Raw genomic sequence first — 23,498 nt, 5'->3', positions numbered from 1 at the left:
TTTCACGCCATCCGCTCACCCCGCCGCCACACCGAGTGCGTGAGCGGCACGCCCGGCCGGTAGGCCAGGTGCGTCACCGAAGGCGCGTCGAGCACGTGCACGTCGGCCCGCGCGCCCGGCCGCAGGTAGCCGACGTCGTAGCGCCGCAGCGCCCGCGCGCCCCCGGCGGTGGCCGACCACACGGCTTCCGCCACCGTCATGCGCATCTGCAGCACGGCCGTGGTCACGCAGAACGCCATCGACGTCGTGTACGAGCTGCCAGGATTCGCGTTGCTGGCCAACGCGACCGTCGCGCCCGCGTCGAGCAGCCGCCGCGCCGGAGCCAGCGGTTGCCTTGTCGACAAATCGCACGCCGGCAGCAGCGTCGCCACCGTGTGCGACGCCGCCAGCGCCTCGACGTCCTCCTCACTCAGGTACGTGCAGTGGTCCACGCTCGCCGCACCCAGCTCCACCGCGAGCCGCACGCCAGGACCCTCGCCGAGCTGGTTGCCGTGCACCCGCAACCCCAGGCCACGCTCCGCCGCCGCCTTGAGCACCCGCGCCGACTGGGCCTCGTCGAACGCCCCGGTCTCGCAGAACACGTCGGCCCACCGCACGTGCGGCGCCACCGCCTCCAGCATCTCGCCGCACACGAGGTCCACATAGGACTCCGCGTCGGCGCCCGGCGGCACGAGGTGCGCGCCGAGGTAGGTGACCTCGTCGGCCACCATCGCCGCGATCCGCGCCGAGCGCGCCTCGTCGGCCACGGTCAGCCCGTACCCGGTCTTGGTCTCCAGGCAGGTGGTGCCCTGCGCGGCCGCCTCCTCGACGTGCCGGCGCAGGTTCGCCGCCAGCTGCTCGTCGGAAGCCTCCCGCGTCGCCCCGACCGTGACGGCGATTCCGCCCGCGGTGTAAGGCTTTCCGGCCATCCGCGCTTCGAACTCGGCCGTGCGGTCACCCGCGAACACCAGGTGCGTGTGGCTGTCGACCCAGCCGGGCAGCACCGCCCGCCCCTCGACGTCCACGCGCTCGTCGGCCACCGGCGCCTGCGCGGCCGGCCCGGCCCACGCGACGACACCACCGTCGAGCACGAGCGCCGCATCGTGCAGCTGGCCCAGCTCGGGGTCGTTGGTGGTGAGCTCACCGATTCCCGTGATCAGAACTGCCACAGCGCCTCGATCTCCTCGGCCAGTACGGCCTCCGGTCGCTCCACGAGCAGGTGCGCGCCGTCGCGCACCACCTCGCGACCCGCCACCACGACGTGCCGCACGTCCGCGGCTCCCGCCGCGAACACCACTCCGGACGGCTCGATCCCCGCCGTCCGCACGGAATCCAGTGCCACCGTCACCAGATCCGCCCCGGCACCGACGGCCAGCAGGCCCACCTCCGGCCACCCGACGGACGCGTGATCGGTCCCCGCCGCCAGCAGTTCGTCGGCGGTGAAGCGGCCGCGTTCCTCGCTGGCCAAGCGGTCGTCCAGCTCCAGCGCTCGGGTCTCCTCGAACGCGTCGACCACCGCGTTGCTGTCGCTGCCGACACCCAGCCGCACGCCCGCGTCGAGCAGCCGCCGCGCGGGGCCGATGCCGTCGCCGAGGTCGCGCTCGGTCGTCGGGCAGAAGCACGCGGCGGACCGCGCGTCACCCAGCCACTTCACGTCCTGGTCGGTCAGGTGCGTCGCGTGGACGGCGACCAGCCGCTCACCCAGCACGCCGTGCTCCTGCAGCAACCCGGTCGGCGTCCAGCCGTACGCCGCCTCGCATTGCTCGTTTTCCGCCCGCTGCTCGGAGAGGTGGATGTGCAACGGCCGATCGCCGGGCACACCCTCGTTCACGGTCGACAAATCGCCGGCCGGCACCGCCCGCACCGAGTGGATGGCTCCACCGACACGGAACAGCTCGTCTTCCGTCAGCGACGCCACCCGCGAAGCCCACTTCTCGGCCGAGCCGTCGGAAAACCGCTGCTGCACCTCGTCCGGCGGCACGTCGATCCCGCCCGAGAGGTAACACGTGTCGAGCAGCGTCAGCCTGATCCCCGCGTCTCGCGCGGCTTGCCGCAACGCGTCGCCCATCGCGTTCGGCGACGCGTATGGCTTCCCGCCCGGCGCGTGGTGCAGGTAGTGGAACTCGCCGACGCTCGTGTACCCGCCGAGCACCATCTCCGCGTAGACCCCGCGCGCGAGCCGGTAGTACGCCTCCGGATCGAGCCGCGCCGCCAGCGAGTACATCCGCTCGCGCCACGTCCAGAACGTGCCGCGCTCGTGGTGCGTCCGGCCCCGCAACGCCCGGTGGAACGCGTGCGAGTGCCCGTTGGCGAACCCGGGCAGCGTGAGCCCGGCCAGGACGGTCCCGGACCTCCGCGTGCCCGGCGTGACCGACGTGATCCGCCCGTCGCGCACCACGAGCAGCACGGCCTCGGCGATCCCGCCGGGCAGCCAGGCCCGTTCGCACCAGTACGTGGTCATGCCGCCAGCCGCTCCAGCACCTCGGCGAGCGCCCGCGCGCCGGCCTCCACGTCGTCGGTCTCGGCGAACTCCTCCGGCGAGTGGCTGATGCCGGTGGGGTTGCGCACGTACAGCATCCCGGCGGGCACGAACCCGGCCAGGATCGCGGCGTCGTGGCCCGCGCCGGTCGGCAGCTCAGGCACCCCGCCGAGCCATCCCCCGAGGTCACGCCTCAGCTTCTCGTCGAACACGACGTCGTCGGAGTACGACTCGCGCGTGACGGTCAGCGAGCAGCCCTCCGCCTCCGCCGCGGCCCGAGCCACCTGCGAGATGTCCTCGACGAGCTCCGGCGTCACCGTGCCCGGTACGCGCGCGTCGAGCCACAGGTCCACAGTGGACGCGATGACGTTGGTGCCACCCGGCGTCGGCACGAGCCGGCCGACGGTCGCCCGCGCGTCCGCCCGCGTCTTCGCCAGTCGCCGCACCGCCACGACAGTCTCGGCCGCGGGCAGCATCGGGTCCACGCGGTCGGCGATCAACGTCGCGCCGGCGTGGTTTCCCCGGCCGGCGAACGAGAACCGCCACCGCCCGTGGGCGATCACCGTGCTGCCGACCGCCACCGCCGAACCGAGGTCGATCAGGCCGCGGCCCTGCTCCACGTGCAGCTCCAGGAACCGGCCGATGAGCCCCAGTCGCTCCGGCTCCGCGCCGATCCGGTCCACGTCGAGGCCGGACTTCGCGGCCGCTTCCCAGAACGTGACGCCGTCGGGGTCGCGCAGCGCTCGCGCCTTGCCGGCGTCGATCGTGCCGGTCATCAACCGCGAGCCGAGACACGGCACGCCGAACCGGCCACCCTCCTCCTCGGCGAACACGACCACCGCGAACGGCTTGGCCGGACGGAACCCCTTGTCCTGCAACGCTTCCACGGCCGCCAGCGCACTCGTCACGCCGAGCGGGCCGTCGAACGCGCCGCCGCCCGGCACCGAGTCGAGGTGGCTGCCGGTCACCACGGCGTCCGGCCCCGGCGCGCCCCACCAGGCCCAGAGGTTGCCGTTGCGGTCGGTCTCGACGTCCAGGCCCAGCCGCTGCGCGCGTTCGACGAACCACGTGCGCAGGTCGTGCTCCGGCGCGTCGAACGCGTGCCGCGAGTAGCCGCCGCGCTTCGCGTCGCGCCCGACGTCGGCGATCTCGCCGAGCAATCCGGTAGTGCTCACGCGTTGTCCCGCATCGGAATCCGCACGCCACGCTCGTCGGCGACCTCGGCGGCGTGGTCGTACCCGGCGTCGACGTGGCGGATCACGCCCACGCCCGGGTCGTTCGTGAGCACGCGCTCGAGCTTCTGCGCGGCCAGTGCCGTGCCGTCGGCGACGCTGACCTGGCCCGCGTGGATCGAGCGGCCCATGCCGACACCACCACCGTGGTGGATCGACACCCAGCTCGCACCCGACGCGGTGTTGACCAGCGCGTTGAGCAGCGGCCAGTCGGCGATCGCGTCGGAGCCGTCGGCCATGGCCTCGGTCTCGCGGTACGGCGAGGCGACACTGCCGGAGTCGAGGTGGTCGCGCCCGATCACCACGGGCGCCTTGAGCTCGCCGCTGGCCACCATCTCGTTGAACCGCAGGCCCGCAAGGTGGCGCTCGCCGTAGCCGAGCCAGCAGATCCGCGCCGGCAGGCCCTGGAACGCCACGCGCTCGCCGGCCATCTTGATCCAGCGGGCCAGGGACTCGTTCTCCGGGAACAGCTCCAGCATCGCGCGGTCGGTGGCCGCGATGTCCTCGGGGTCGCCCGAGAGCGCCGCCCAGCGGAACGGGCCGTTGCCCTCGCAGAACAGGGGGCGGATGTAGGCGGGCACGAAGCCGGGGAAGTCGAACGCGCGCTCGCAGCCGCCGAGCTTGGCCTCACCGCGCAGGGAGTTGCCGTAGTCGAAGACCTCGGCGCCGGCGTCGAGGAAGCCGAGCATGGCGGTCACGTGGTCGGCCATGGACTCGCGCGAGCGGTCGGTGAACTCGTCGGGCTTCTTGGCCGCGTAGTCGTGCCAGTCGTCCACGCTGACACCCTTGGGCAGGTACGACAGCGGGTCGTGCGCGGAAGTCTGGTCGGTGACGATGTCGACCTCGACGCCGCGGCGCAGCAGCTCCGGCAGCACCTCGGCGGCGTTGCCGACCACGGCCACCGACAGCGGCCGGCGCTCCTTCTTCGCGGTGGTGACGCGCTTGATGGCGTCGTCGAGGTCGTCGGCCACCTCGTCGAGGTAACGCGTCTCGACGCGGCGGTGCGCGCGCTGCGGGTCGCATTCGACGACGAGCGCCACGCCGTCGTTCATGGTCACCGCGAGCGGCTGCGCGCCGCCCATGCCGCCGAGACCCGCGGTCACGGTGAGCGTGCCGCGCAGGCTGCCGCCGAACTTCTTCTTCGCGACGGCGGCGAACGTCTCGTAGGTGCCCTGCAGGATGCCCTGCGTGCCGATGTAGATCCACGAACCGGCCGTCATCTGGCCGTACATCGTGAGGCCCTGCTGCTCCAGGCGGCGGAACTCGGGCCAGGTCGCCCAGTCGCCGACCAGGTTCGAGTTCGCGATCAGCACCCGGGGCGCCCACTCGTGCGTGCGGAACACGCCCACGGGCTTGCCCGACTGCACGAGCAGCGTCTCGTCGTTGTCCAAAATGGTCAGTTCACGGCTGATCGCGTCGAAGCTCGGCCAGTTGCGGGCGGCCTTGCCGGTGCCGCCGTAGACGACCAGGTCCTCGGGCCGCTCGGCGACCTCGGGGTCGAGGTTGTTGTGGAACATCCGCAGCGCGGCCTCGGTCTGCCACGACTTCGCGGTGAGCTGCGTGCCGCGGGCGGCACGGACGGTGCGAGACATTCTCAGACCTCCAGACGGGCGGCGGCCAGGACGGCGCCGGAGCGGACGAGTTCTTCGGCGGCCGCGATCTCGGGCGCCAGGTGCCGGTCGGGGCCCGGGCCCTCGACCTTCGTGCGGAGCAGGTCGCGCACGGCGCCGGTGACCGGCGACGGTTCAAGCGGCGCGCGGAAGTCGAGCGCACGGGCGGCGGTGAGCAGCTCGACCGCCAGCACCGTGGTCAGGCCGTCGACGGCCTTGCGCAGCTTGCGCGCCGCGGACCAGCCCATGGAGACGTGGTCCTCCTGCATCGCGCTGCTCGGGATGGAGTCGACCGACGCCGGCACCGCGAGCCGCTTCAGCTCGCTGACCACCGCGGCCTGCGTGTACTGCGCGATCATGTGCCCGGAGTCCACGCCCGGGTCGTGGGCGAGGAACGGCGGCAGGCCGGCCGACCGCGCTTTGTCGAGCATCCGGTCGGTGCGCCGCTCGGCAATGCTGGCGACGTCGGCGACCGGGATCGCGAGGAAGTCGAGCACGTACGCCACGGGCGCGCCATGGAAGTTGCCGTTGGACTCGACGCGGCCGTCGGCCAGCACCACGGGATTGTCCACAGCGGACCGCAGCTCGCGGTCGGCCACGAGCTCGGCGTGGGTGAGCGTGTCCCGCGCGGCGCCGTGGACCTGCGGGGCGCACCGCAGCGAGTACGCGTCCTGCACGCGGTTGCAGTCGGGCCCGCGGTGGCTTTCGACGATCTTCGAGCCCTGCAGCGCCGCGAACATCCGCGCCGCGCTGACGGCCTGGCCGGGGTGCGGCCGCAGCGCCTGCAGGTCGGCGGCGAAGGCCCGGTCGGTGCCGAGCAGTGCCTCGACGCTCATCGCCGCGGTGAGGTCCGCGACGTCCAGCAGGTTGTGCAGGTCGGCGGCCGCGAGCAGCAGCATGCCGAGCATGCCGTCGGTGCCGTTGGTGAGCGCCAGGCCTTCCTTCTCGGCCAGCACGACGGGCGTGACGCCGGCCGCTTTCAGCGCCTCGGCCGCGGGCTTGCGCGCACCCTCGTGGTCGACCTCGCCCTCCCCCATCAACGCGAGCGCGATGGCTGCCAGCGGCGCCAGGTCACCCGAGCAGCCGAGCGAGCCGTACTCGTGGACGACGGGGGTGATTCCCGCGTTGAGCAGGGCCGCAAGCGTTTGCGCCGTCTCCGGTCGCACGCCGGTGTAACCGCTCGCGAGCGTGCGCAGGCGCAGCAGCATCAGCGAGCGCACGACCTCCGCCTCCACCGCCGGCCCCGCGCCCGCGGCGTGCGAGCGGATGAGGCTGCGTTGTAGCGCGGTGCGGCTCTCCACGGGGATGTGGCGCGTCGCGAGCGCACCGAAGCCCGTCGAGACGCCATACGTGGGCGAGATCGCGTGCGCGAGGTCCTCGATGTGCTGGCGGGTGGCGGCGAGGTTCTTCTCGGCCGCCTCGGTGAGCCCGACGTGCGCGTGTCCGCGGACGACGTCGACGACGTCGGACGCGGTGATCGGCTTCGAGCCCAAGAGCACTGGTTCCGGCATGTCAGCCATTGAAACAACGATCAGCGCCCCGGCGGGAGTGCGGAGTTGGCGGTAGCGTCTGGTATCCAAGACACAGCGAGGTTGGAGCTTCGCTGCGTGGCACGAGTGTCCCGTTCGTGCCACCCGGTCGAAAGGAGCGAGGTGAGCAGTTCGGACGTGCCCGCCCTGCGCAACGGCCTCGCTGTGTTGCGGCTGCTCGCGGGCCACGCCGGACCGGTGTCCGCGGCGGCGGTCGCCAGGGACCTGTACCTGCCGCGGTCGACGACGTACCACCTGCTCAACGAGCTCGTCGCCGCCGGTTTCGTGGTCCACCTCCCGGCCGAACGCCGCTACGGCCTCGGGATCGCCGCGTTCGAGCTCGGGTCGGCGTACCTGCGCCACGACCCGCTCGAACGGCTGGCCGCGCCGCTGCTGCGCAAGCTCGTGGACCGCGTCGGGCACACCGCGCACCTGGGTGTGCTGCACGGGAACGAGTCGCTGTACCTGATCAAGGAACGGCCGCCCCGGCCGGAAACCCTGGTCACCGACGTCGGCGTGCGGCTGCCCGGGCAGCTCACGGCGTCGGGACGGGCGATCCTGAACCACCTGCCGGCCGCCCACGTCCGCGCGCTGTTCCCGATGGCGGCGTCGTTTGTGCTGCGGACCCGGCGCGGACCGGATTCGCTGGCCGCGCTGCGCAGGACGCTGGCCGCGGAACGGCGGCTGGGCTGGGCGGTCGAGGACGGTCACGTGACGGACGGGTTCGCCTCCGTCGCGGCGCCCGTGTTCGACCACGGGGCGCGGCCGATGGCGTCGATTTCCGTGACGCTGCGGCATCTCTGCCCGGACGACGGGCCGTGCGACGAGACGTTCCCGGAGTTCGCGGCGTCCGTCGCGGAGACGGCCACGGAGCTGACGAGCCGGATCGGCGGCACGAAGCCGCAGTGAAAAGGCCCGCTCCGCCGGGCTGGCGAAGCGGGCCTTTCGACGAGTGGATCAGCGGTGCGAAGAGATCACCATCGCCGAGGTGCCGCCCCGGCGGACGGGCTCACCGGCCGCCAGGATCTTGCCGCCCGGCTTGAACTCCAGCCCGGCTGCGACACCGATGGAACTGACCTGGCTGAAGCTCTGCCCCAGCGCTTCGAGCCCCTTCGTGGTGGGCAGCGCCAGGAACGCCGGCTCCGCGTCGGACGTCTTCGCGTTGCGCTGCGACGCACGCGGCGCGGCGATCGCGTCCGGCAGGCTCATCCCGAGGTCGAGGCGGTTGACCAGAACCTGCAGCACGGTCGTGATGATCGTGGCGCCGCCCGGGGAACCGACGGCGAGCACGGGCTTGCCGTCCTTGAGCACGATTGTCGGGGACATGCTGGAGCGCGGACGCTTGCCGCCGGCCGGCAGGTTCGGGTCGGGCGCGGTGCCCTGGGTGGGGGTGAAGTTGAAGTCCGTGAGCTCGTTGTTGAGCAGGAAACCGCGGCCGGAGACCGTGATGCCGCTGCCGGCGAGCTGCTCGATCGTGTTGGTGTAGGAGACGATGTTGCCCCACTTGTCGCTGACGACGAAGTGGTTGGTGTGCTGCTCGTTGCTGTCGGACGACGCGGCGGGCGCGGTGGTGCAGCCGCCCTTGTGGGAGTACGGGTCACCGGGCGCGACGGGGCTCTGACCGGCCTTGTTCGGGTCGATCTGGCACGCGCGCGTGGCCGCGAACTGCTTCGACAGCAGCTGCTGCTGCGGCACCTTCACGTACCGCGAGTCGCCGATGTACCGGTTGCGGTCGGCGAACGCGAGGCGGCTGGCCTCCAGGTAGTGGTGCAGCGCCTGCGTGCGGTCCATCTTGGACAGGTTGTAGTTGCCCAGGATGTTCAGCGACTCCCCGACGGTGATGCCGCCGCTGGACGACGGGGCCATGCCGTAGACGTCGTAGCCGCGGTAGTTCACGCGCGTCGGCGAACCGTCGAGCGCGCGGTAGTCGCGCAGGTCCGACAGCTCCATCGGGCCGGACATCGGCTTGATCGGCGCGCCCTTCGCGAGCGGCGGGTTCTGCACGGTCTTGACGAGGTCGCGGCCGACGGAACCGCCGTAGAACGCGCCGATGCCCTGGCGGCTGATCTGGCGGTAGGTGTCGGCGAGGTCCGGGTTGCGGAACACGGAGCCGACCTTCGGCACCTCGCCGCCCGGCAGGAACAGCGCGGCGCTGGGCGCGAAGTGCGACAGCTTGTCCTTGACCGACGCGGTTTCGGAGGCGAACTCGGGGTTCACCACGAAGCCGCGCTCCGCCACCTGCACGGCGGGCTTGAGGTTGTCGGCGAGGCTGAACTTGCCCCAGCGCTGCAGCGCGCGCTGCCACGTGGCGAGCATCCCGGGCACGCCGACAGACCGGCCGCTCTCGACGGCGGTCTCGAAGTCGTAGGCCTTACCGGTGGCCGGATCGACGAACATGTCGGACCCGTCGGCCGCCGGCGTGGTCTCGCGCCCGTCGATGGTGGACACGCGCTTGGTCTTGGCGTCGTAGTAGACGAAGTACCCACCACCGCCAGGCCCGGCGACGTACGGGTCGGTCACCCCGAGCGTCGAGGCCACGGCGACCGCGGCGTCGGCCGCCGTGCCGCCCTTGCGCAGGACGTCGATGCCCGCCTGCGTGGACTCGACGGTGTCCGACACGACCGCCCCGCCGTACCCCTCGGCGACCGGCTGCTTGCCCCCTTGCTGAGGCTGGGCCCCGGCCGCGGGCACCGCCACCCCCGCCGCCACCCCCACGGCCAGCAGAACGATGAGACTCCGACTCCGACGACGGCGCATTGGCACTCCCTTTCTCAGACCACCCACGGCCTTCCGGGACTCCCGACGAGGTACGGACCACACCACGCGCTCGCCGGTGAGCTTCGTGGTCGGAGGTTTACCACCCGCCGGGGTTCGACAGGAAGCTGACTTGACGCGGATTTAGGGTGGTTGCTCCGTACGCCCACTCTGCCGCGGTTTCAAACCTTTCGCAGCGGGGGCAGCAACCTGAACTCGTAGTACTTCATCGACGGGTGCACGGTCACGAAGTACCCGCGGCTGCGCGCCACCTGCTCGACGTCCGCCCGCGCCAACCCACACTCGGCCATTCGCAGGTACACCGCCGAGCGCCCGTCCAGACTCTCCGCCAGCCGCCGCACCTGCTCTTCGCCCGGCCGCACACTCCGCCGCGCCCGAACCACGACCATGCCCAACCCCGCCGCCACAGCCCCCACCATGACAACCACCCCGACCACCTCGACAACACCCCGCACGGCCCAGACCCCCACACCCGCCACCGCACCCCACCCGCGCCCTCGGCCCACCCTCACCACCCACACCCGGCAACGCAACCCAACCCACCCGATGGGGGTCCGGGGGCCCGCCCCCGGGCGGGGTCTGGGGGTCGCACCCCCAGAAAACACCCGACACGAGAAAACCGGCTCACGCTCCCAGTGAGCATGAGCCGGCCATTCTTGTGGAGGTGCCGGGAATTGAACCCGGGTCCTCTAGCGCCTTGACAGGGCTTCTCCGTGTGCAGTCCACTCTGTCTCTACTTGGCCCCTTCAGTCACGTGAACAAGCTGAAGTGACGAGCCCAGCCACTGTTTGCTTCCCAACCAGGACCCGTGGCCGGGACTGGCGGTGAGCCTCCTAGCTGATGCCGGCTACCGGGTCGGAGGCGATCCCGGGCCGACAGACTCACTCTGCTACTTAGGCAGCAAGAGCGAAGTCGCGCTGGCTATTGGCCTTGGCGCTTATTGGTTTGCGATGACGCTTGCGGTGGTCTCTCGCCTGCACCGACACGCTTCCCCTGACTCAACGTCCAGAGTCGAAACCGTTCACCCCCTTGTAGGTGCTACATAACCTGACCATCATAACGCGTGCGGCAACCTGGTTGATTCCCGGAGGCGCGGAGCCCGCCGGCGCGAGGTGGGGCTGGCCCTACCCGCAACATGCCCGCGCGCCCCATTCAGGCGAGGGCCTCCCGAAGCGATGCTGAGCAGGTCGTTCGCTTGGAGAAGGAGCCCCGCCATGGTCACCGTGTCCGCCGTGAGGAGGCGCCACCCGCCGTTGGGTCGGGCGCTGGCGTTTCTGCTGCTCAACCTGCCCCTGGGCATCGTGTCGTTCGTCCTCATCACGGTGCTGCTCTCGGCCGGCGCCGGGACGCTCGTCGTGTGGCTGGGGGTGCCGCTGCTGGGGTTGCTCGTCCTGCTGGCCCGGGGCGCCGGGCGGATGGAGCGCGCACGGGTGTTTTCGCTGCTCGACACGTACGTGGACAGCCCGTACCTGCCGTTGCCGCCGACCGGGCAGCGGGCTCGCTGGACCCGGCGACTGAAGGACGGTGCCACGTGGCGTGACCTCAGCTACTTCTTCCTGCTGTTCCCGGTCGGTCTCGCCGAGTTCGTGCTGGTCGTGACGTTCTGGGCGACGAGCCTGGGCTTGGTCGCGCTGCCGATCTACTACCGCTTCCTGCCCGAGGGCGCCTGGTACTTCCCGGGATACGATGTGCGGTGGCTCACCGTCGACTCGACGGTGGCCGCGCTGCCCTGGGCGGCGCTGGGGGTGCTGTTCGCCGCCTTGTCCGTGGCGTTGACCAGGGGCCTGGCGGCGTTGCACGGCGGGCTCGCCGTGGCTCTGCTGCGGCCGACCGTGTCCCAGCGCCGGCGCATGGAGCGCTCGTGGCAGGAAATCGACGAGACGAGCACGGTGACCGGATGACCACGGAGCAGCAGCTGCCGGACCATCCCCGGCCGAACCCCGCGCGCACGATCGTCTACATGATCACGAGCTTCGTGTTCCGCCTGGTCCAGTTCGTGCTCATCGTGGTGGGCGCGACGGTGGGCGTCGGCACGGTCGTGGTCTGGGTCGGGTTCCCGATCCTGCTCGCGACCACGGCGTTCGTCCGCTGGTCGGGCGACGCGGAGCGCCGGTGGGCGCGCACGATGCTGCGGACGCCGCTCACGAAGGTCGAGCGGCTGCCGCTCGAGGGCCAGTCGATGACGCGCCGCTGGCTCACCCGCCTCACCGACCCGACGACGTGGCGCGACCTCGCGTACCTGATGATCGCGTTCCCGCTGGCCGTCGCGGAGCTGCCGGTGGCGATCGCGTCGATCGTACTGCTGCCGATGGCCATCTGGGTGACGCCGTGGCTCGGCTGGCTCCACGGCAACCTCGCCCTGTCCCTCCTGGGTCCGAACCGCACGAAGAAGCTCGAAGAGAAGGCCGAGCACCTGCAGGCGTCGCGGGCCCGCGGCGTCGACGCGGCCGAGGCCGAGCGCCGGCGCATCGAGCGCGACCTGCACGACGGCGCGCAGCAGCGGCTCGTCGCCGTCGCCATGAGCCTCGGCCGGGCGAAGTCGAAGTTCGACAACGACCCCGCCGCCGTACGCGACCTCATCGACGAGGCCCACGCCGACGCCAAGCTCGCCGTCTCCGAGCTGCGCGACCTCGCCCGCGGCATCTACCCCGCCGTGCTCGGCGACCGCGGCCTCGACGCGGCGCTCTCGGCCCAGGCAGCGAAGTCGCCGATTCCGGTCGATGTCAGCGTGAACGTCGAGCCCCGCCCGCCGGCCGCGGTGGAGACCACTGCGTACTTCATCGTCGGCGAGACGCTCACCAACATCGCCAAGCACTCCGGCGCCACCGAAGCCGTCGTGAAGGTGTGGCGCAGCGAAACGCACGTGATCGTCGAGATCACTGACAACGGGCACGGCGGCGCCGAGGTGCGTCCGGGCGGCGGGCTCGCGGGCCTCGCCGACCGCGCCGCGACCATCGACGGCGTGATCACCGTGGTCAGCCCCGTCGGCGGACCGACCGTGATCCGGGCGGACCTGCCGTGCCAATGGTGACCCGCTCGTGAGTGAATAGCCCCGGAGCTTTCTCTCACGAGCCTGGGGGCCTGATGCGAGTAGTGATCGCCGAAGACGCCGTGCTGCTGCGGGCGGGGGTCACGCGCCTGCTCGCCGACGAGGGCATCGAGACCGTCGCCGCCGTCGACAACGGGGACGACCTGCTCGGCGCGGTCACCGAACACCGGCCCGACCTCGCGATCGTCGACGTGCGCATGCCGCCCACGTTCACCGACGAAGGCCTGCGCGCCGCCCTCGCCGCGCGCACCGCCGTGCCCGGCCTGCCCGTACTGGTGCTTTCCCAGTACGTCGAGGAGAGCTATGCGGTCGAGCTGCTCTCCGGCGGCGCCGGCGGGGTCGGTTACCTGCTCAAGGAACGCGTCGCCGACGTCGCCGACTTCCTCGACGCGGTGCGCCGCGTTGCGAACGGCGGCACGGCGATCGACCCGGACGTGATCGCGCAGCTGATGGCGCGCGGGCGCCGCAACCCGCTCGACGCGCTCACCGCGCGCGAATCGGAAGTGCTGGGCCTGATGGCGCAAGGGTTGTCGAACACGGCGATCGCCAACCGGCTCGTGGTATCGCACGGTGCCGTCGAAAAGCACATCGGCAACATCTTCTCCAAGCTCGGTCTCGAAGCCAGCTCGGAAGAACACCGGCGCGTGCGAGCGGTCCTGACGTACCTGGGCCGCTGACGACCCGTCACCCGTATTGGCGGCAGCACGCGCGTGAGGGCCTCGCTTACCATGGACCAATGTCTGGTGAGGAGTTCCCGGTGACCGACCGCAGCGTCCGCTTCTTCGGCGGTCCGCTCGACGGCCGTGTCCAGGAGCTCACGGACGAAGAACCGGTGCCGGGCACGATCGTGCGCCACATCCACCTCCACGGCGGCCCGAAGATCGAGACGCTGTACGAGCTCGGCATGACCGAGCACGGCTGGGAGTACCGCGTGAGCGCCACGCACTCGGAACCGTCGCACTCCGAACCGGAGCCCGACGGCCTGAGGTAGGGACAACCCCCGTACCGACCCACGGGCTGACCGGAGGTCGAACTCGGCGGCTCACCCCGCTGTCTCACAAGGCTTCAGCGACCAGCCTTGGAGGCATGACGACAAGCCTGCTGCGGGTCAGCACCGCGACCGGAAAACCCGGCCGCGACAAGTTCCTCGACGTGGTCCGGGCAGGCGCGATCCTCGCCGTGATCACGCAGCACTGGGTGATGCCGGTGCTCTCCTACTCCCACGGCACGCTGGCCACGGGCAACGCGCTCGCGACGCCCGGCTGGTGGGTCGTGACGTGGCTTTCGCAAGTGATGCCATTGGTCTTCTTCGCCGGCGGCGCGGCGAACCTGTTCTCCTTGCGCCGCGCGGAATCCTCCCGCGCGTGGCTCGCCGCGCGCGTCCGAAGGCTGCTGGTGCCGGTGCTTCCGCTGCTGGCCGTGTGGCTCGTGGTGCCGGATCTGCTGCAGGGCATGGGAATTCCGGCTCAGCCGCTGCAGGTGGCGAGCTCGATCGCCGCGCAGCTGTTGTGGTTCCTGTCCGTCTACCTGCTCACGGTGCTGCTCACGCCGCTGATGGTCGCGGCGCACCGCCGCTGGGGCCTGTGGGTGCCGCTGGTGATGGCCGTGGCGGGCGCGCTCGTCGACGTCGCGCGGTTCGCCGACCTCGGCCTGATCGGGTACGTCAACGCGGTGTTCGTGTGGGTGGCCGTGCACCAGCTCGGTTTCGCGTACGTGGAAGGCCGGCTGGGCGAGCTGACCCGCCATTGTGCGCTCGCGCTGTCCGCCGCCGGGTTCGGGGTCACGGCGCTGCTGGTCGCGTTCGGTCCGTACCCGGCCAGCATGATCGGCATGCCGGGCGCCCCGGTGTCGAACATGAGCCCGCCCACCGTGTTGCTGCTGTTCCTGGCCGTGGGTCAGCTCGGTCTGCTGCTCGCGTTCCGCCCGCAGCTCAACGCACTGGCCGCGCGGCCGGGCATCGGCAGCGCGCTGAGCTGGATCGGGGCCCGGTTCATGACCGTGTACCTGTGGCACATGCCGGCCCTGATCGTCGTCTCCGGCGTGACGGTGCTCGGCCTCGGCTACGCGACGCCGGCGCCCGGTTCGGTGCTGTGGCTCGTGATGGCGCCGGCGTGGTTCGCGCTGTGTGGGGCCGTGCTGCTGGTGCTGCTGCGGCTGTTCTCCCGCTTCGAGACGCAGCGCGACGACGTGGTGGTCACCGCGCGAACGCCGCAGCTCGTGCTGGCCGGGCTGCTCGCGTCCGGTGGCCTGCTCGGGCTCGCGGCGCACGGCTTCCAGCCGCTGAGCGAAGGCTTCGCCCACGGCCCGATCCCCTGGGTCGTGCTGCTCGCCGCCGGGTTCGCGCTGGCCGGCCGCCAGGTGTCGCTGACGCCGCTGCTCGGCCGGGCCGTCGCGATCACGGAGGCGGCGAAGGTCAAACGCTGAGCAGCTTCGCGGGGGTGTCGTGCAGCACGGCCCGCAGGAACGGCTCACCCAGGCGATCGTCGGCCGCCCAGCCGGCGATCGCCTGCAGCTGCGTGGCGTAGGAGTACGGGATGTTCGGGAAGTCGGTGCCCAGCACCACGCGGTCGGCGAACTCGACGAGCCGGTCGGTCCAGTCGGCAGGCAGCGGCGACATCTTCTGCACGAACGGCACGCCGACCATGGTCGTGTCGATGTGCACGCGCGGGAAGCGGGCCATCAGCTCGAACGCGCTGGTGAACTCGGGCATCGCCGCGTGGGCCAGCACGGCCGTGAGGTTCGGGTGCCGTTCGAGGACCTCGGCGAACACGTTCAGGCCCGTGAAGTCGCCGCGCAGCGGGCCGTGTCCACAGTGGACGACCACGGGCACGCCCGCGTCGGCGAGCGAACCCCACACCGGCTTCAGCAGGTCGTCCCGCGGGTCGTACGCGCCGACCTGCACGTGGGCCTTGAAGCACCGCGCACCGGCCCGCAGGGTGGCGTCCACTGAGGACGCGGCGGCCGGCTCGGGGTAGAAGGTCCCCGTGGGCACCGCTTCGGGCACCTGCTTGGCGAACTCCAGCACCCACGAGGTGAGCCACTCCGCCATGCCCGGCTTGTGCGGGTACACCAGCGGCGCGAACTGCTTCACGCCCAGCTCGCGCAGCGTCTGCACGCGCTCTTGCTCCGTGGTCCGGTAGTGCACCGGCCATTCGGTGCCGTAGTGCGCCTGCGCCTGGTCGAAGTAGGCCCAGACCTTGTCCATCACGGACTTCGGCAGGAAGTGCACGTGGATGTCGACGAGCCCGTCGAGGCCGAGGGCAGCGGTCCACCGAGCGACGTCGGCGTCCGAGGCGGGACCGAGCGTCACTCCGTGAACCGGCCCTTCAGCGCGCGGCCCATGGCCTTGCTGATGTCGCGTTCGGCATCGCGTTTGGCCAGCGTCTGGCGCTTGTCGTAGGCCTTCTTGCCCTTGGCCAGGGCGATCTCGACCTTGACCTTGCCGTCCTTGAAGTACATCGACAGCGGCACGAGCGACAGGCCGCTCTCCTTCGTCTTGCCGATCAGCTTCTCGATCTCACTGCGGTGGAGCAGCAGCTTGCGTGTCCGCCGCGGCATGTGGTTGGTCCAGGTGCCCTGCGTGTACTCCGGGATGTGCACGTTGCGCAGCCACACCTCACCGTCGTCGACGGTCGCGAACGCGTCGACCAGCGAGGCCTTGCCCTCCCGAAGGCTCTTCACCTCCGTGCCCTGCAGCACCAGTCCCGCTTCGTAGGTGTCCAGGATGGAGTAGTCGTGCCGAGCCTTGCGGTTCGACGCGATGACCTTCTGTCCACGTTCCTTGGGCATGATGTCAACTCTACGTGGTTTTCCCCGCGGGAGCCGACAGGGTTTCCCCGTGCTGCTCCCCTGGTCAGGACACCGCGCTGAGCCACCGATCCGGCGTGCCGGGCTCGTCGGCGGCGGGTGCGGGCCGGGGAAGGCCCGCGCCGTGACGATCGCCTCGGCCGCCTTGGCCGGGTCGCCCGGCTGCACGCCGTCGGCGGCCGCCAGCGCGGCGCGGCTCGGACCGGTTCGAGCTGCTCGCGGCAGACCTGGCCGACCGCGGAGAACAGCAACACCCCCGGCTCGGTGAACGCCGTCCGGAACGCGCCCGGCTCCACGATCACCACGTGCACAACGGCCCGTGCGCCGAAAACGACAACGCCGCGTGGGCAGGACCGAAATCCTGCCCACGCGGCGTCGGGGCGAAGCTAGTGGCGGACGTACAGGCGGAGCGTGACGTAGCCGGTGATCGCCGAGATCACGACCGACACGGCCAGCAGGATCGGAGCCACGGGGAACAGCAGCTCCAGCGTGGTGATCTGCGGGAAGACCTCACCCGTCAGCACCGAGTCGAGGAACGTGAGCTTGGCAGCCAGCAGGAACAGGATGCCGAGCACGGCACCGACCACGCCGGCGACCACCGCCTCCAGGAGGAACGGTAGCTGTGTGTACCAGCGGGTGGCGCCCACGAGCCGCATGATGCCGACCTCCGTGCGCCGCGTGAACGCCGACACCTGGATGGTGTTCGCGATCAGCAGCAGCGCCGCGATGGCCATGATGAGCGCGATGCCGAACGCGATGTTGCGGATGCCGTTGAACACGTTGAACACGCGGTCGAGGAACTTCTTCTGGTCGTCGACCTTGCGCACGCCGGGCTTGCCCGAGTACTCGGCGATGATGGCGGCGCTGCGGTCCGGGTCCTTCAGCTTGACCTGCAGCGACGCCGGCAGCGCCTCCGGGCCGGTGAGCTCCAGCAGCTCGGGCTGGCTCGCGAAGATCTTCTTGAACCGCTCGTAGGCCTGGTCGCGGTTCTCGTACACCACGGACTCGACGCCCGGGTTGTTCTGCAGCGACTCACGCAGGCCGCTGCACAGCGGCTGCGAGCAGTTCTTGTCGTTGGCGCTGATGTCCTCGACGAGGCTGACCTGCACCTCGACCTCGGCGAGGAAGTTCGCCTTCATCTTGTCGATCGTCCGCACGGCCAGGAGGCCACCGCCGAGCATGGCGAGGGAGACCGCCGTGGTGAGGATCATCGCGATGGTCATCGTGACGTTCCGGCGCAAACCGGTGAGGACCTCGCTGAAGACGAAACTGGCACGCATCGCAGGTGTCTGTCCCTTGTTGGGTCGGGGCTGTCGGGGAAGGCGGGCGGCGGGTCGCTCAGCGACCGATGCCGTACACCCCGCGGGCGTCGTCGCGGATCACGCGGCCGAGCTGCAGCTCGACGACCCGGCGCCGCATCGAGTCCACGATGGAGTGGTCGTGGGTGGCCATCAGCACGGTCGTGCCCGTGCGGTTGATGCGCTCCAGCAGCAGCATGATGTCCTGGCTCGTGTCGGGGTCCAGGTTCCCGGTCGGTTCGTCGGCCAGCAGCACCAGCGGCCGGTTCACGAACGCGCGCGCGATCGCCACGCGCTGCTGCTCGCCACCGGAGAGCTCGTTGGGCAGGCGGTCGGCCTTGCCTTCCAGGCCCACGAGCTCCAGCACCTCCGGCACGACCTTCTTGATGGTCAGCCGCGGCTTGCCGATCACCTCGAGCGCGAACGCGACGTTCTCGGCCACCGTCTTGTTGGCCAGCAGGCGGAAGTCCTGGAAGACGCAGCCGATCGTCTGGCGCAGGCGGGGGACCCTGCGCCGAGCGAGCTTGGCGACGTCGAAGTTGGACACCATCACGCGGCCCTTGCTCGGGACCTCTTCGCGCAGCAGCAGACGCAGGAACGTCGACTTCCCGGAACCCGAAGGGCCGATGAGGAAGACGAACTCACCCTTGTCGATCTCGACCGACACCCGTTCGAGGGCAGGACGGGTCGAGGTCTTGTAGACCTTGGAAACCTCTTCGAGCCGGATCACGGTTCGGCATACTACCCATGGGCCTCGTTAAGCCCGGGTTGCCCGTGCCCCCTAAACGAGCAAGGGACCTCAGCCGTCGCCAAGCGTGGCTTTTGCTGCGCCGGACGGTAGCGGAAGTCCCTTGCCCCGGAATCGGTTCCGGGTGTCGACAATGGATCCGGCCGCCTGTCGATGGATCAGGCGACTGTGGACTCAGCCGGACTCGGAGGTAGCCGCGCGGTTACGCGACCGCGGCCTGCTTGCGCCAGCGGATGCCGGCCTCGAGGAAGCCGTCGATCTCGCCGTCGAGCACGGCGCTCGGGTTGCCGACCTCGAAGTCGGTGCGCAGGTCCTTGACCATCTGGTACGGGTGCAGCACGTAGGAGCGCATCTGGTTGCCCCAACTGGAGCCGCCGTCCTTGAGGGCGTCCATTTCGGCCCGCTCCTCTTCCTTCTTGCGCAGCATCAGGCGGGCCTGCAGGACCTTCAGCGCCGCGGCCTTGTTCTGCAGCTGCGACTTCTCGTTCTGGCAGGAGACGACGATTCCGGTCGGCAGGTGCGTGATGCGCACCGCGGAGTCGGTGGTGTTCACGCTCTGTCCACCGGGGCCCGACGAGCGGTACACGTCGACGCGGATGTCCTTCTCCGCGATGTCGACGTGGTCGACCTCCTCGACCTCCGGCAGCACCTCGACGTGGGCGAAGGACGTCTGGCGGCGGCTCTGGTTGTCGAACGGCGAGATCCGCACCAGGCGGTGGGTGCCCTGCTCGACCGAGAGGGTGCCGTAGACGTAGGGGGCGCTCACCTTGAACGTCGCCGACTTGATGCCCGCCTCTTCGGCGTAGGAGATGTCGTAGACGTCGGTCGGGTAGCCGTGGCGCTCGGCCCAGCGCAGGTACATGCGCAGCAGCATCTCGGCCCAGTCGGCCGCGTCGACGCCGCCGGCTTCCGCGCGGATGGTGACGACGGCGTTGCGGTCGTCGTACTCACCGGACAGCAGCGTGCGGACCTCGAGCGCGTCGACGTCCTTGCCGAGGTCGGTGAGGTCGCCCTCCGCCTCCTGCATGCTGCCGGCGTCGCCCTCGGCCTCGGCCAGCTCGTAGAGCACGCCCAGGTCGTCGAGGCGCGATCGCAGGTCGGACACGCGGCGCAGCTCGCTCTGGCGGTGCGAGAGCTGGCTGGTGACCTTCTGCGCCTCCTCCGGGTTGTCCCAGAGGGTGGGGCTGGAGGCCTGCTGCTCGAGCTCCGCGACCTGCGCACGCAGCGCATCGAGGTCCATCACCGACTCGATCTGCGTCAGCTTGCCGGTCAGGTCCTTGAGGGCCGCATCGAACTCATCACTCACGTTTACCAAGGTTACGGCAAAACCCACGACCGGTTGCGAACCGGTCGTGGGCTGTGGCGTGGGTCAGGCCGACGGGATGGCGTCGAGCAGCTTCAGGGCGGCCTTGGCCTGCGCCTGAGCGAACTCGGCGACGGCCTTGGCGTAGGGGCCGTCGGCCGCCTTGGTGGCCGCCTTGGCCTCGTCGAGCTGCACCTGGTAGGTGCCGCGAGCGGTCTCGAGCAGAGCGGTGCGCTGCTTCGCCGTGAGCGAACCGGCGTGCACGAGCCGCAGGATGAGCGGGCTGCGCAGGTGGTCGGGACCGGCCTCGGACGTGAGCCACGTCTTGAAGGCCTTCTTGCCGGCCGCGGTGAGCACGTACTGCTGGCTCGAGCGCGGACCCTGCTTGCCCAGCCGGACGAGGCCCTCCTTGGACAACGCCGGGAGCTCGCGGTAGACCTGGCTGCGGGTGACACTGAAGAAGGCGCCGAAGCGCTCGTCGGCTCCCGCGACCAGCTGCCCGCCCGTGGCGGGACCGTCGTGGAGGAGACCGAGCAGAGCGGCGGCTGTTGCATTCAATTCGGACACACCTCTACGTTCCCACTTCTTCGGCGGTATGTCCACAGTGGCCTCGGGATCTGTCCATTGTGGCTAGTGTTATCCCCTCGTTCGGCCCAATCCGGAAGCAGGTCCACTGTGGACCTGGACACGCTCCGCAACCGCGGGGGCGCTTCTTCCGGCGCAAAACGACCAAGGGCTGCGAGCGCAACCACCACCCGAGCGAACCAGCAGGTCAGGACACGAAAAAGCCCGGCCTGCGCTGTGCGCAAACCGGGCTTTTCGACAGTAGCGGGGACAGGATTTGAACCTGCGACCTCTGGGTTATGAGCCCAGCGAGCTACCGAGCTGCTCCACCCCGCGTCGTTGTGTTTATAAGATTACACGGGGGTTCAACGCGTTTTCACCCACCCCCACTTAAGGCCTTTGTGGTGCCTCGACCTGCGACGATGACCCGTCGAGCCACTGGCGGGCGCCGGCGAGCACGATGGCCAGCCCGTCGGAAAATCCGGCTTCGGGGTCGGCCAGCACGGCCGCACCCGCGTCTTCCGGCCCGTAGCGCTCGTCGCGTTGACCACGCACCGGATACACGGCCTGCTCTTCGATGGTGAAGCCGATCACGAAGCTGTAAACGGCGAAGTGCGCCCGGGCGGCGCGCACCGGGTCGCTCCGCTCCTGCAGCGGCGGTGGCCCGACCAGGCTCGTGTCCGTGAGGAACGTGCCGGAGAAGACCTTCGCGCCGTCGCGGTAGGCCAGCAGTGTGTCGCGCAGGCTCCTGGCCTGGTGCTCCAGGCGCTGCCATTCGTCGAGCCCGTCCGGCGGCACGCGCTCGGCCACGGCGTCGGCGAGCATCTGCGTGGCCATCTCGTCGAGCAGTTCCTGCTTGTTCTTGACGTGCCAGTAGAGCGCCGGCGCCTTCACGCCGAGGTCGCCGGCGATCAGGCGCAGCGTCAGCCCGTTGAGGCCCACCTCGTTGAGCAGGCGCAGTCCCGAACGCGCGATGTCCCGCCTGGTCAGGGCCACGGTTACCTCCTTGACAATTTAACGATGTTAAGGGCACCCTGGCGACGGGTCAATTTAACAACGTTAAGGAGGGCTCATGAACGAGCTGCACGCCGACGTCGTCGTCGCCGGAGCCGGGCCGACGGGCCTGATGCTGGCGGCCGAGCTGCGCCTGGCCGGCGTCGACGCCGTGGTGATCGAGCGGCTGCCCGAGCGCGCCGGCCTGTCGAAGGCGCTGAACCTGCAGCCGCGCACGGCCGAGGTGCTGGACCTGCGCGGACTGCTGCCGAGAGCGGAGGAACGCGCGTTCGCCACCGTCCAGGAGGGACACTTCGCGGCCGTCCCGATCAGCTACGCCCGGTGGGACACGCGGCGCCCGTACCAGCTGGGCATCCCGCAGGCGCAGGTCGAGGAGCTGCTGGAAGAGCGCTTCGCGGAGCTCGGCGGCAACGTGCTGCGCGGGCACGAGCTGATGGAGCTGTCGCAGGACGCGGCGGGCGTCCGCGTGGTCACGCCGGAGCTCGTCTTGAACTGCCGCTACCTGGTCGGCTGCGACGGCGGCCGCAGCACCGTGCGCAAGCTGCTGGACGTGCCCTTTGAAGGCGAGGACGGCGCCGGCTACGGCGTGGTGGCCGATGTCGTCGTAGATCGGATCCCCGACCGCGCCACCGGCACGTGGACGTCGATGCGCGGAATGGTCCAGTCCGCCGGCCCGACGGGCTTCTGCGGCCTCATCCCGCTCTCCGAGCCGCTCCTGTACCGCCTGACCTTCGGCGACCGCGCGCAGCGACCCGCGACGTTCGGCTCACCGGTCACCGAGGCCGCGGTCCGGACGGCCTTCGCCGCGACCTACGGCCCGGCGGTGATCAAGGAAATCCGCTGGCTGTCCCGCTTCTCCGACGCGTCCCGCCTGGCGGCACAGTATCGAGTCGGCCGCGTTCTGCTGGCCGGCGACGCCGCCCACATCCACTTCCCCGCCGGCGGCCAGGGCCTCAACCTGGGCGTCCAGGACGCCGCCAACCTGGGCTGGAAGCTCGCCGCGGCCCTCAACGGCTTCACCGACGTGCTCGACACGTATGAAACCGAACGCCGCGCCGTCGGCGCCGCCGTGCTCGACAACGTCGCCGCCCAGAACGGCCTCATCCCGCAAAGCCGTTCCAGCCGCGCCCTGCGCGCGCTCTTCACCACGCTCGCCGACCTGCCCGAGGTGTCCCACCACCTGTCCGGCCTGGTCTCCGGCCTCGCCGTCCGCTACCCCGCGCCCACGGACGCCCACCCCCTCACCGGCACCCGCCTCCCCGACTTCCGCCTCCCCGACGGCTCCTGGGCCAGCACCCTCTTCCACGCGGGCCACCACGTCCTGCTCACCACCCCGGGCGCCGATCTGTCGGCCCTGCCGCGCGTTCCGGGCCCACTGTCCACAACGGACCTCCCGGCCCTGCCGTTCGCCCCCGCCGCCCTGATCCGCCCCGACGGCTACTTCGCCTGGCTGCTCCTCACCTGACGGCGACCGGCAGACTTCGCGTGTTCACCGTCGCCGCCCACGCTGGCTCCCCGGCCAACCACAGCTCCGGCGCCCCGACTCGCCAACTCCCGCAACCCGCGCGAGCGGCAACTTCGCCGCCGTCCTCGCCCGCCGACGACCCCGCCGCCCGGCTGCCTTTCACCTGACGGCCCCGGCAGACTTCGCGTGATCACCGTCCCCGCCCACGCTGGTTCGCCGGCCAGCCGCAGCTCCGGCGCCCCGACTCGCGAGCTCCCGCAACACCATCTGCGCAAGCGGCTACGTCGTTGCCATCCTCGCCCGCCCCGACGACCCGCCGCTCGGCTGCCTTTCACCTGACGGCTCGGCAGACTTCGCAGGCCGCGCAACGTCACCGCCCGCGCGACGACCCGCCGCCAACCACAGACGGGGCGAAGCTCGCGAGCTCCCGCAACACCATCCACGCGAGCGGCTAGGTCGCCCCGTCCTCGCCCGCCCCGGCGACCCTTCCGCCTGGCCGCGGGTCACCTGACCACGACCGATAACGTCCGCAGCCCGCGCAACGTCATCGTCTTCGCCCACTCCGGCTCCCCGACCAGCCGAGGCTCGCCAACTCCCGCAACCCCATCTGCACGAGCAGCTACGTTGCCGCCACCCTCACCCGCCC

Annotated in this window: 21 protein-coding genes, 1 tRNA gene and 1 other RNA gene; 7 read left to right on the top strand and 16 right to left on the bottom strand. The window is 70.7% G+C overall.

All coding sequences use genetic code 11. The features are described 5' to 3' along the window. Positions 1-2: 2 nt before the first annotated feature. Genes hutI through hutH form a run of 5 tightly spaced genes read right to left on the bottom strand, consistent with a single transcriptional unit; the run spans position 3 to position 6,811 of the window. The gene (hutI, locus tag ACQPXB_RS06950) at positions 3-1,148 is read right to left on the bottom strand and encodes an imidazolonepropionase (protein ID WP_432850198.1); all 1,146 of its coding nucleotides are present in this window, start codon (positions 1,146-1,148) and stop codon (positions 3-5) included. After that, positions 1,136-2,440 (bottom strand): formimidoylglutamate deiminase, encoded by a 1,305-nt coding sequence (locus ACQPXB_RS06945; protein WP_432850196.1) that lies wholly within the window; start codon positions 2,438-2,440, stop codon positions 1,136-1,138. The genes hutI and ACQPXB_RS06945 overlap by 13 nt, the downstream gene beginning before the upstream one ends. Further along, positions 2,437-3,633 carry an allantoate amidohydrolase gene (locus ACQPXB_RS06940; protein WP_432850194.1) on the bottom strand — a complete coding sequence of 399 codons (1,197 nt, stop codon included), beginning with the start codon at positions 3,631-3,633 and terminating at the stop codon, positions 2,437-2,439. Before ACQPXB_RS06940 ends, ACQPXB_RS06945 begins: the two co-directional genes overlap by 4 nt. After that, positions 3,630-5,282 carry a urocanate hydratase gene (gene hutU, locus ACQPXB_RS06935; protein WP_432850192.1) on the bottom strand — a complete coding sequence of 551 codons (1,653 nt, stop codon included), beginning with the start codon at positions 5,280-5,282 and terminating at the stop codon, positions 3,630-3,632. Before hutU ends, ACQPXB_RS06940 begins: the two co-directional genes overlap by 4 nt. A gap of 2 nt (positions 5,283-5,284) precedes the next feature. Further along, positions 5,285-6,811: a histidine ammonia-lyase gene (gene hutH, locus ACQPXB_RS06930; protein ID WP_432850190.1), complete on the bottom strand. Its 1,527-nt coding sequence runs from the start codon at positions 6,809-6,811 to the stop codon at positions 5,285-5,287. Positions 6,812-6,952: 141 nt separating this feature from the next. Here hutH and ACQPXB_RS06925 point away from each other — a divergent pair, with 141 nt between their 5' ends. Further along, positions 6,953-7,738 (top strand): IclR family transcriptional regulator, encoded by a 786-nt coding sequence (locus ACQPXB_RS06925; RefSeq protein ID WP_432850188.1) that lies wholly within the window; start codon positions 6,953-6,955, stop codon positions 7,736-7,738. A gap of 48 nt (positions 7,739-7,786) precedes the next feature. Here ACQPXB_RS06925 and ggt read toward each other — a convergent pair whose 3' ends face one another. The 3 genes from ggt to ssrA all read right to left on the bottom strand — a co-directional run bounded on the left by ggt (position 7,787) and on the right by ssrA (position 10,633). Continuing rightward, a complete protein-coding gene (gene ggt, locus ACQPXB_RS06920; RefSeq protein ID WP_366584509.1) occupies positions 7,787-9,586 on the bottom strand; it encodes a gamma-glutamyltransferase in 1,800 nt (599 codons plus the stop codon). Between the two features lie 179 nt (positions 9,587-9,765). After that, a complete protein-coding gene (locus ACQPXB_RS06915; RefSeq protein ID WP_366584511.1) occupies positions 9,766-10,023 on the bottom strand; it encodes a hypothetical protein in 258 nt (85 codons plus the stop codon). A gap of 237 nt (positions 10,024-10,260) precedes the next feature. Continuing rightward, positions 10,261-10,633, bottom strand: a transfer-messenger RNA (tmRNA) gene (gene ssrA, locus ACQPXB_RS06910). Positions 10,634-10,818: 185 nt separating this feature from the next. Between ssrA and ACQPXB_RS06905 the strand changes: the two genes are divergently transcribed. The 5 genes from ACQPXB_RS06905 to ACQPXB_RS06885 all read left to right on the top strand — a co-directional run bounded on the left by ACQPXB_RS06905 (position 10,819) and on the right by ACQPXB_RS06885 (position 15,077). Further along, a complete protein-coding gene (locus tag ACQPXB_RS06905) occupies positions 10,819-11,505 on the top strand; it encodes a sensor domain-containing protein (RefSeq protein ID WP_366584513.1) in 687 nt (228 codons plus the stop codon). Beyond that, positions 11,502-12,635, top strand: a complete 1,134-nt coding sequence (locus ACQPXB_RS06900) for a sensor histidine kinase (protein ID WP_432850185.1) — start codon at positions 11,502-11,504, stop codon at positions 12,633-12,635. The genes ACQPXB_RS06905 and ACQPXB_RS06900 overlap by 4 nt, the downstream gene beginning before the upstream one ends. 53 nt (positions 12,636-12,688) lie before the next feature. After that, positions 12,689-13,330: a response regulator transcription factor gene (locus ACQPXB_RS06895; protein ID WP_366584517.1), complete on the top strand. Its 642-nt coding sequence runs from the start codon at positions 12,689-12,691 to the stop codon at positions 13,328-13,330. A gap of 59 nt (positions 13,331-13,389) precedes the next feature. Then, positions 13,390-13,644 (top strand): hypothetical protein, encoded by a 255-nt coding sequence (locus tag ACQPXB_RS06890; RefSeq protein ID WP_386949294.1) that lies wholly within the window; start codon positions 13,390-13,392, stop codon positions 13,642-13,644. Between the two features lie 95 nt (positions 13,645-13,739). Next, entirely contained in the window at positions 13,740-15,077 is a 1,338-nt protein-coding gene (locus ACQPXB_RS06885; RefSeq protein ID WP_432850182.1) for an acyltransferase family protein, read from the top strand. On the opposite strand, the gene ACQPXB_RS06880 is transcribed toward ACQPXB_RS06885, so the two are convergent. The 8 genes from ACQPXB_RS06880 to ACQPXB_RS06845 all read right to left on the bottom strand — a co-directional run bounded on the left by ACQPXB_RS06880 (position 15,067) and on the right by ACQPXB_RS06845 (position 21,369). Then, on the bottom strand, positions 15,067-15,963 hold the full coding sequence (locus ACQPXB_RS06880; RefSeq protein WP_432850180.1) for an amidohydrolase family protein: 897 nt from the start codon (positions 15,961-15,963) through the stop codon (positions 15,067-15,069). The genes ACQPXB_RS06885 and ACQPXB_RS06880 overlap by 11 nt on opposite strands. Beyond that, positions 15,960-16,442: an SsrA-binding protein SmpB gene (smpB, locus tag ACQPXB_RS06875; protein WP_360604843.1), complete on the bottom strand. Its 483-nt coding sequence runs from the start codon at positions 16,440-16,442 to the stop codon at positions 15,960-15,962. The genes ACQPXB_RS06880 and smpB overlap by 4 nt, the downstream gene beginning before the upstream one ends. 404 nt (positions 16,443-16,846) lie before the next feature. Then, positions 16,847-17,740: a permease-like cell division protein FtsX gene (gene ftsX, locus ACQPXB_RS06870; protein ID WP_366584523.1), complete on the bottom strand. Its 894-nt coding sequence runs from the start codon at positions 17,738-17,740 to the stop codon at positions 16,847-16,849. 58 nt (positions 17,741-17,798) lie between these two features. Continuing rightward, on the bottom strand, positions 17,799-18,488 hold the full coding sequence (ftsE, locus tag ACQPXB_RS06865; RefSeq protein WP_220246574.1) for a cell division ATP-binding protein FtsE: 690 nt from the start codon (positions 18,486-18,488) through the stop codon (positions 17,799-17,801). A 220-nt stretch (positions 18,489-18,708) separates the two neighbouring features. Further along, positions 18,709-19,812 (bottom strand): peptide chain release factor 2, encoded by a 1,104-nt coding sequence (gene prfB / locus ACQPXB_RS06860; protein ID WP_366584525.1) that lies wholly within the window; start codon positions 19,810-19,812, stop codon positions 18,709-18,711. 63 nt (positions 19,813-19,875) lie between these two features. Further along, positions 19,876-20,376, bottom strand: a complete 501-nt coding sequence (locus ACQPXB_RS06855) for a PadR family transcriptional regulator (RefSeq protein ID WP_285970170.1) — start codon at positions 20,374-20,376, stop codon at positions 19,876-19,878. 259 nt (positions 20,377-20,635) lie between these two features. Further along, positions 20,636-20,709: transfer RNA gene (locus tag ACQPXB_RS06850), tRNA-Met, on the bottom strand. A gap of 54 nt (positions 20,710-20,763) precedes the next feature. After that, positions 20,764-21,369, bottom strand: coding sequence for a TetR/AcrR family transcriptional regulator C-terminal domain-containing protein (locus tag ACQPXB_RS06845; RefSeq protein ID WP_432850176.1), 606 nt, complete (start codon positions 21,367-21,369; stop codon positions 20,764-20,766). 76 nt (positions 21,370-21,445) lie between these two features. On the opposite strand from ACQPXB_RS06845, the gene ACQPXB_RS06840 reads away from it, so the two are divergent. After that, entirely contained in the window at positions 21,446-22,852 is a 1,407-nt protein-coding gene (locus ACQPXB_RS06840) for an FAD-dependent monooxygenase (RefSeq protein WP_432850174.1), read from the top strand. Positions 22,853-23,498: the final 646 nt, after the last annotated feature.

This window comes from Amycolatopsis sp. CA-161197, from assembly GCF_050942255.1.
Taxonomy (GTDB): domain Bacteria; phylum Actinomycetota; class Actinomycetes; order Mycobacteriales; family Pseudonocardiaceae; genus Amycolatopsis.
The sequence above is the reverse complement of the archived record's forward strand: the minus strand, read 5'-3'. Positions and strand labels throughout refer to the sequence as shown.

What these genes read in the sequence shown, in the direction of transcription:
- smpB (WP_360604843.1), bottom strand. Translation starts at nt 16,442, where the DNA reads ATGCCCAAGGAACGTGGACAGAAGGTCATCGCGTCGAACCGCAAGGCT.
- hutU (WP_432850192.1), bottom strand. Translation starts at nt 5,282, where the DNA reads ATGTCTCGCACCGTCCGTGCCGCCCGCGGCACGCAGCTCACCGCGAAG.
- ACQPXB_RS06905 (WP_366584513.1), top strand. Translation starts at nt 10,819, where the DNA reads ATGGTCACCGTGTCCGCCGTGAGGAGGCGCCACCCGCCGTTGGGTCGG.
- ACQPXB_RS06900 (WP_432850185.1), top strand. Translation starts at nt 11,502, where the DNA reads ATGACCACGGAGCAGCAGCTGCCGGACCATCCCCGGCCGAACCCCGCG.
- ftsX (WP_366584523.1), bottom strand. Translation starts at nt 17,740, where the DNA reads ATGCGTGCCAGTTTCGTCTTCAGCGAGGTCCTCACCGGTTTGCGCCGG.
- ACQPXB_RS06915 (WP_366584511.1), bottom strand. Translation starts at nt 10,023, where the DNA reads ATGGTGGGGGCTGTGGCGGCGGGGTTGGGCATGGTCGTGGTTCGGGCG.
- ACQPXB_RS06840 (WP_432850174.1), top strand. Translation starts at nt 21,446, where the DNA reads ATGAACGAGCTGCACGCCGACGTCGTCGTCGCCGGAGCCGGGCCGACG.
- ACQPXB_RS06885 (WP_432850182.1), top strand. Translation starts at nt 13,740, where the DNA reads ATGACGACAAGCCTGCTGCGGGTCAGCACCGCGACCGGAAAACCCGGC.
- ggt (WP_366584509.1), bottom strand. Translation starts at nt 9,586, where the DNA reads ATGCGCCGTCGTCGGAGTCGGAGTCTCATCGTTCTGCTGGCCGTGGGG.
- hutH (WP_432850190.1), bottom strand. Translation starts at nt 6,811, where the DNA reads ATGCCGGAACCAGTGCTCTTGGGCTCGAAGCCGATCACCGCGTCCGAC.
- ACQPXB_RS06945 (WP_432850196.1), bottom strand. Translation starts at nt 2,440, where the DNA reads ATGACCACGTACTGGTGCGAACGGGCCTGGCTGCCCGGCGGGATCGCC.
- ACQPXB_RS06890 (WP_386949294.1), top strand. Translation starts at nt 13,390, where the DNA reads ATGTCTGGTGAGGAGTTCCCGGTGACCGACCGCAGCGTCCGCTTCTTC.
- ACQPXB_RS06895 (WP_366584517.1), top strand. Translation starts at nt 12,689, where the DNA reads ATGCGAGTAGTGATCGCCGAAGACGCCGTGCTGCTGCGGGCGGGGGTC.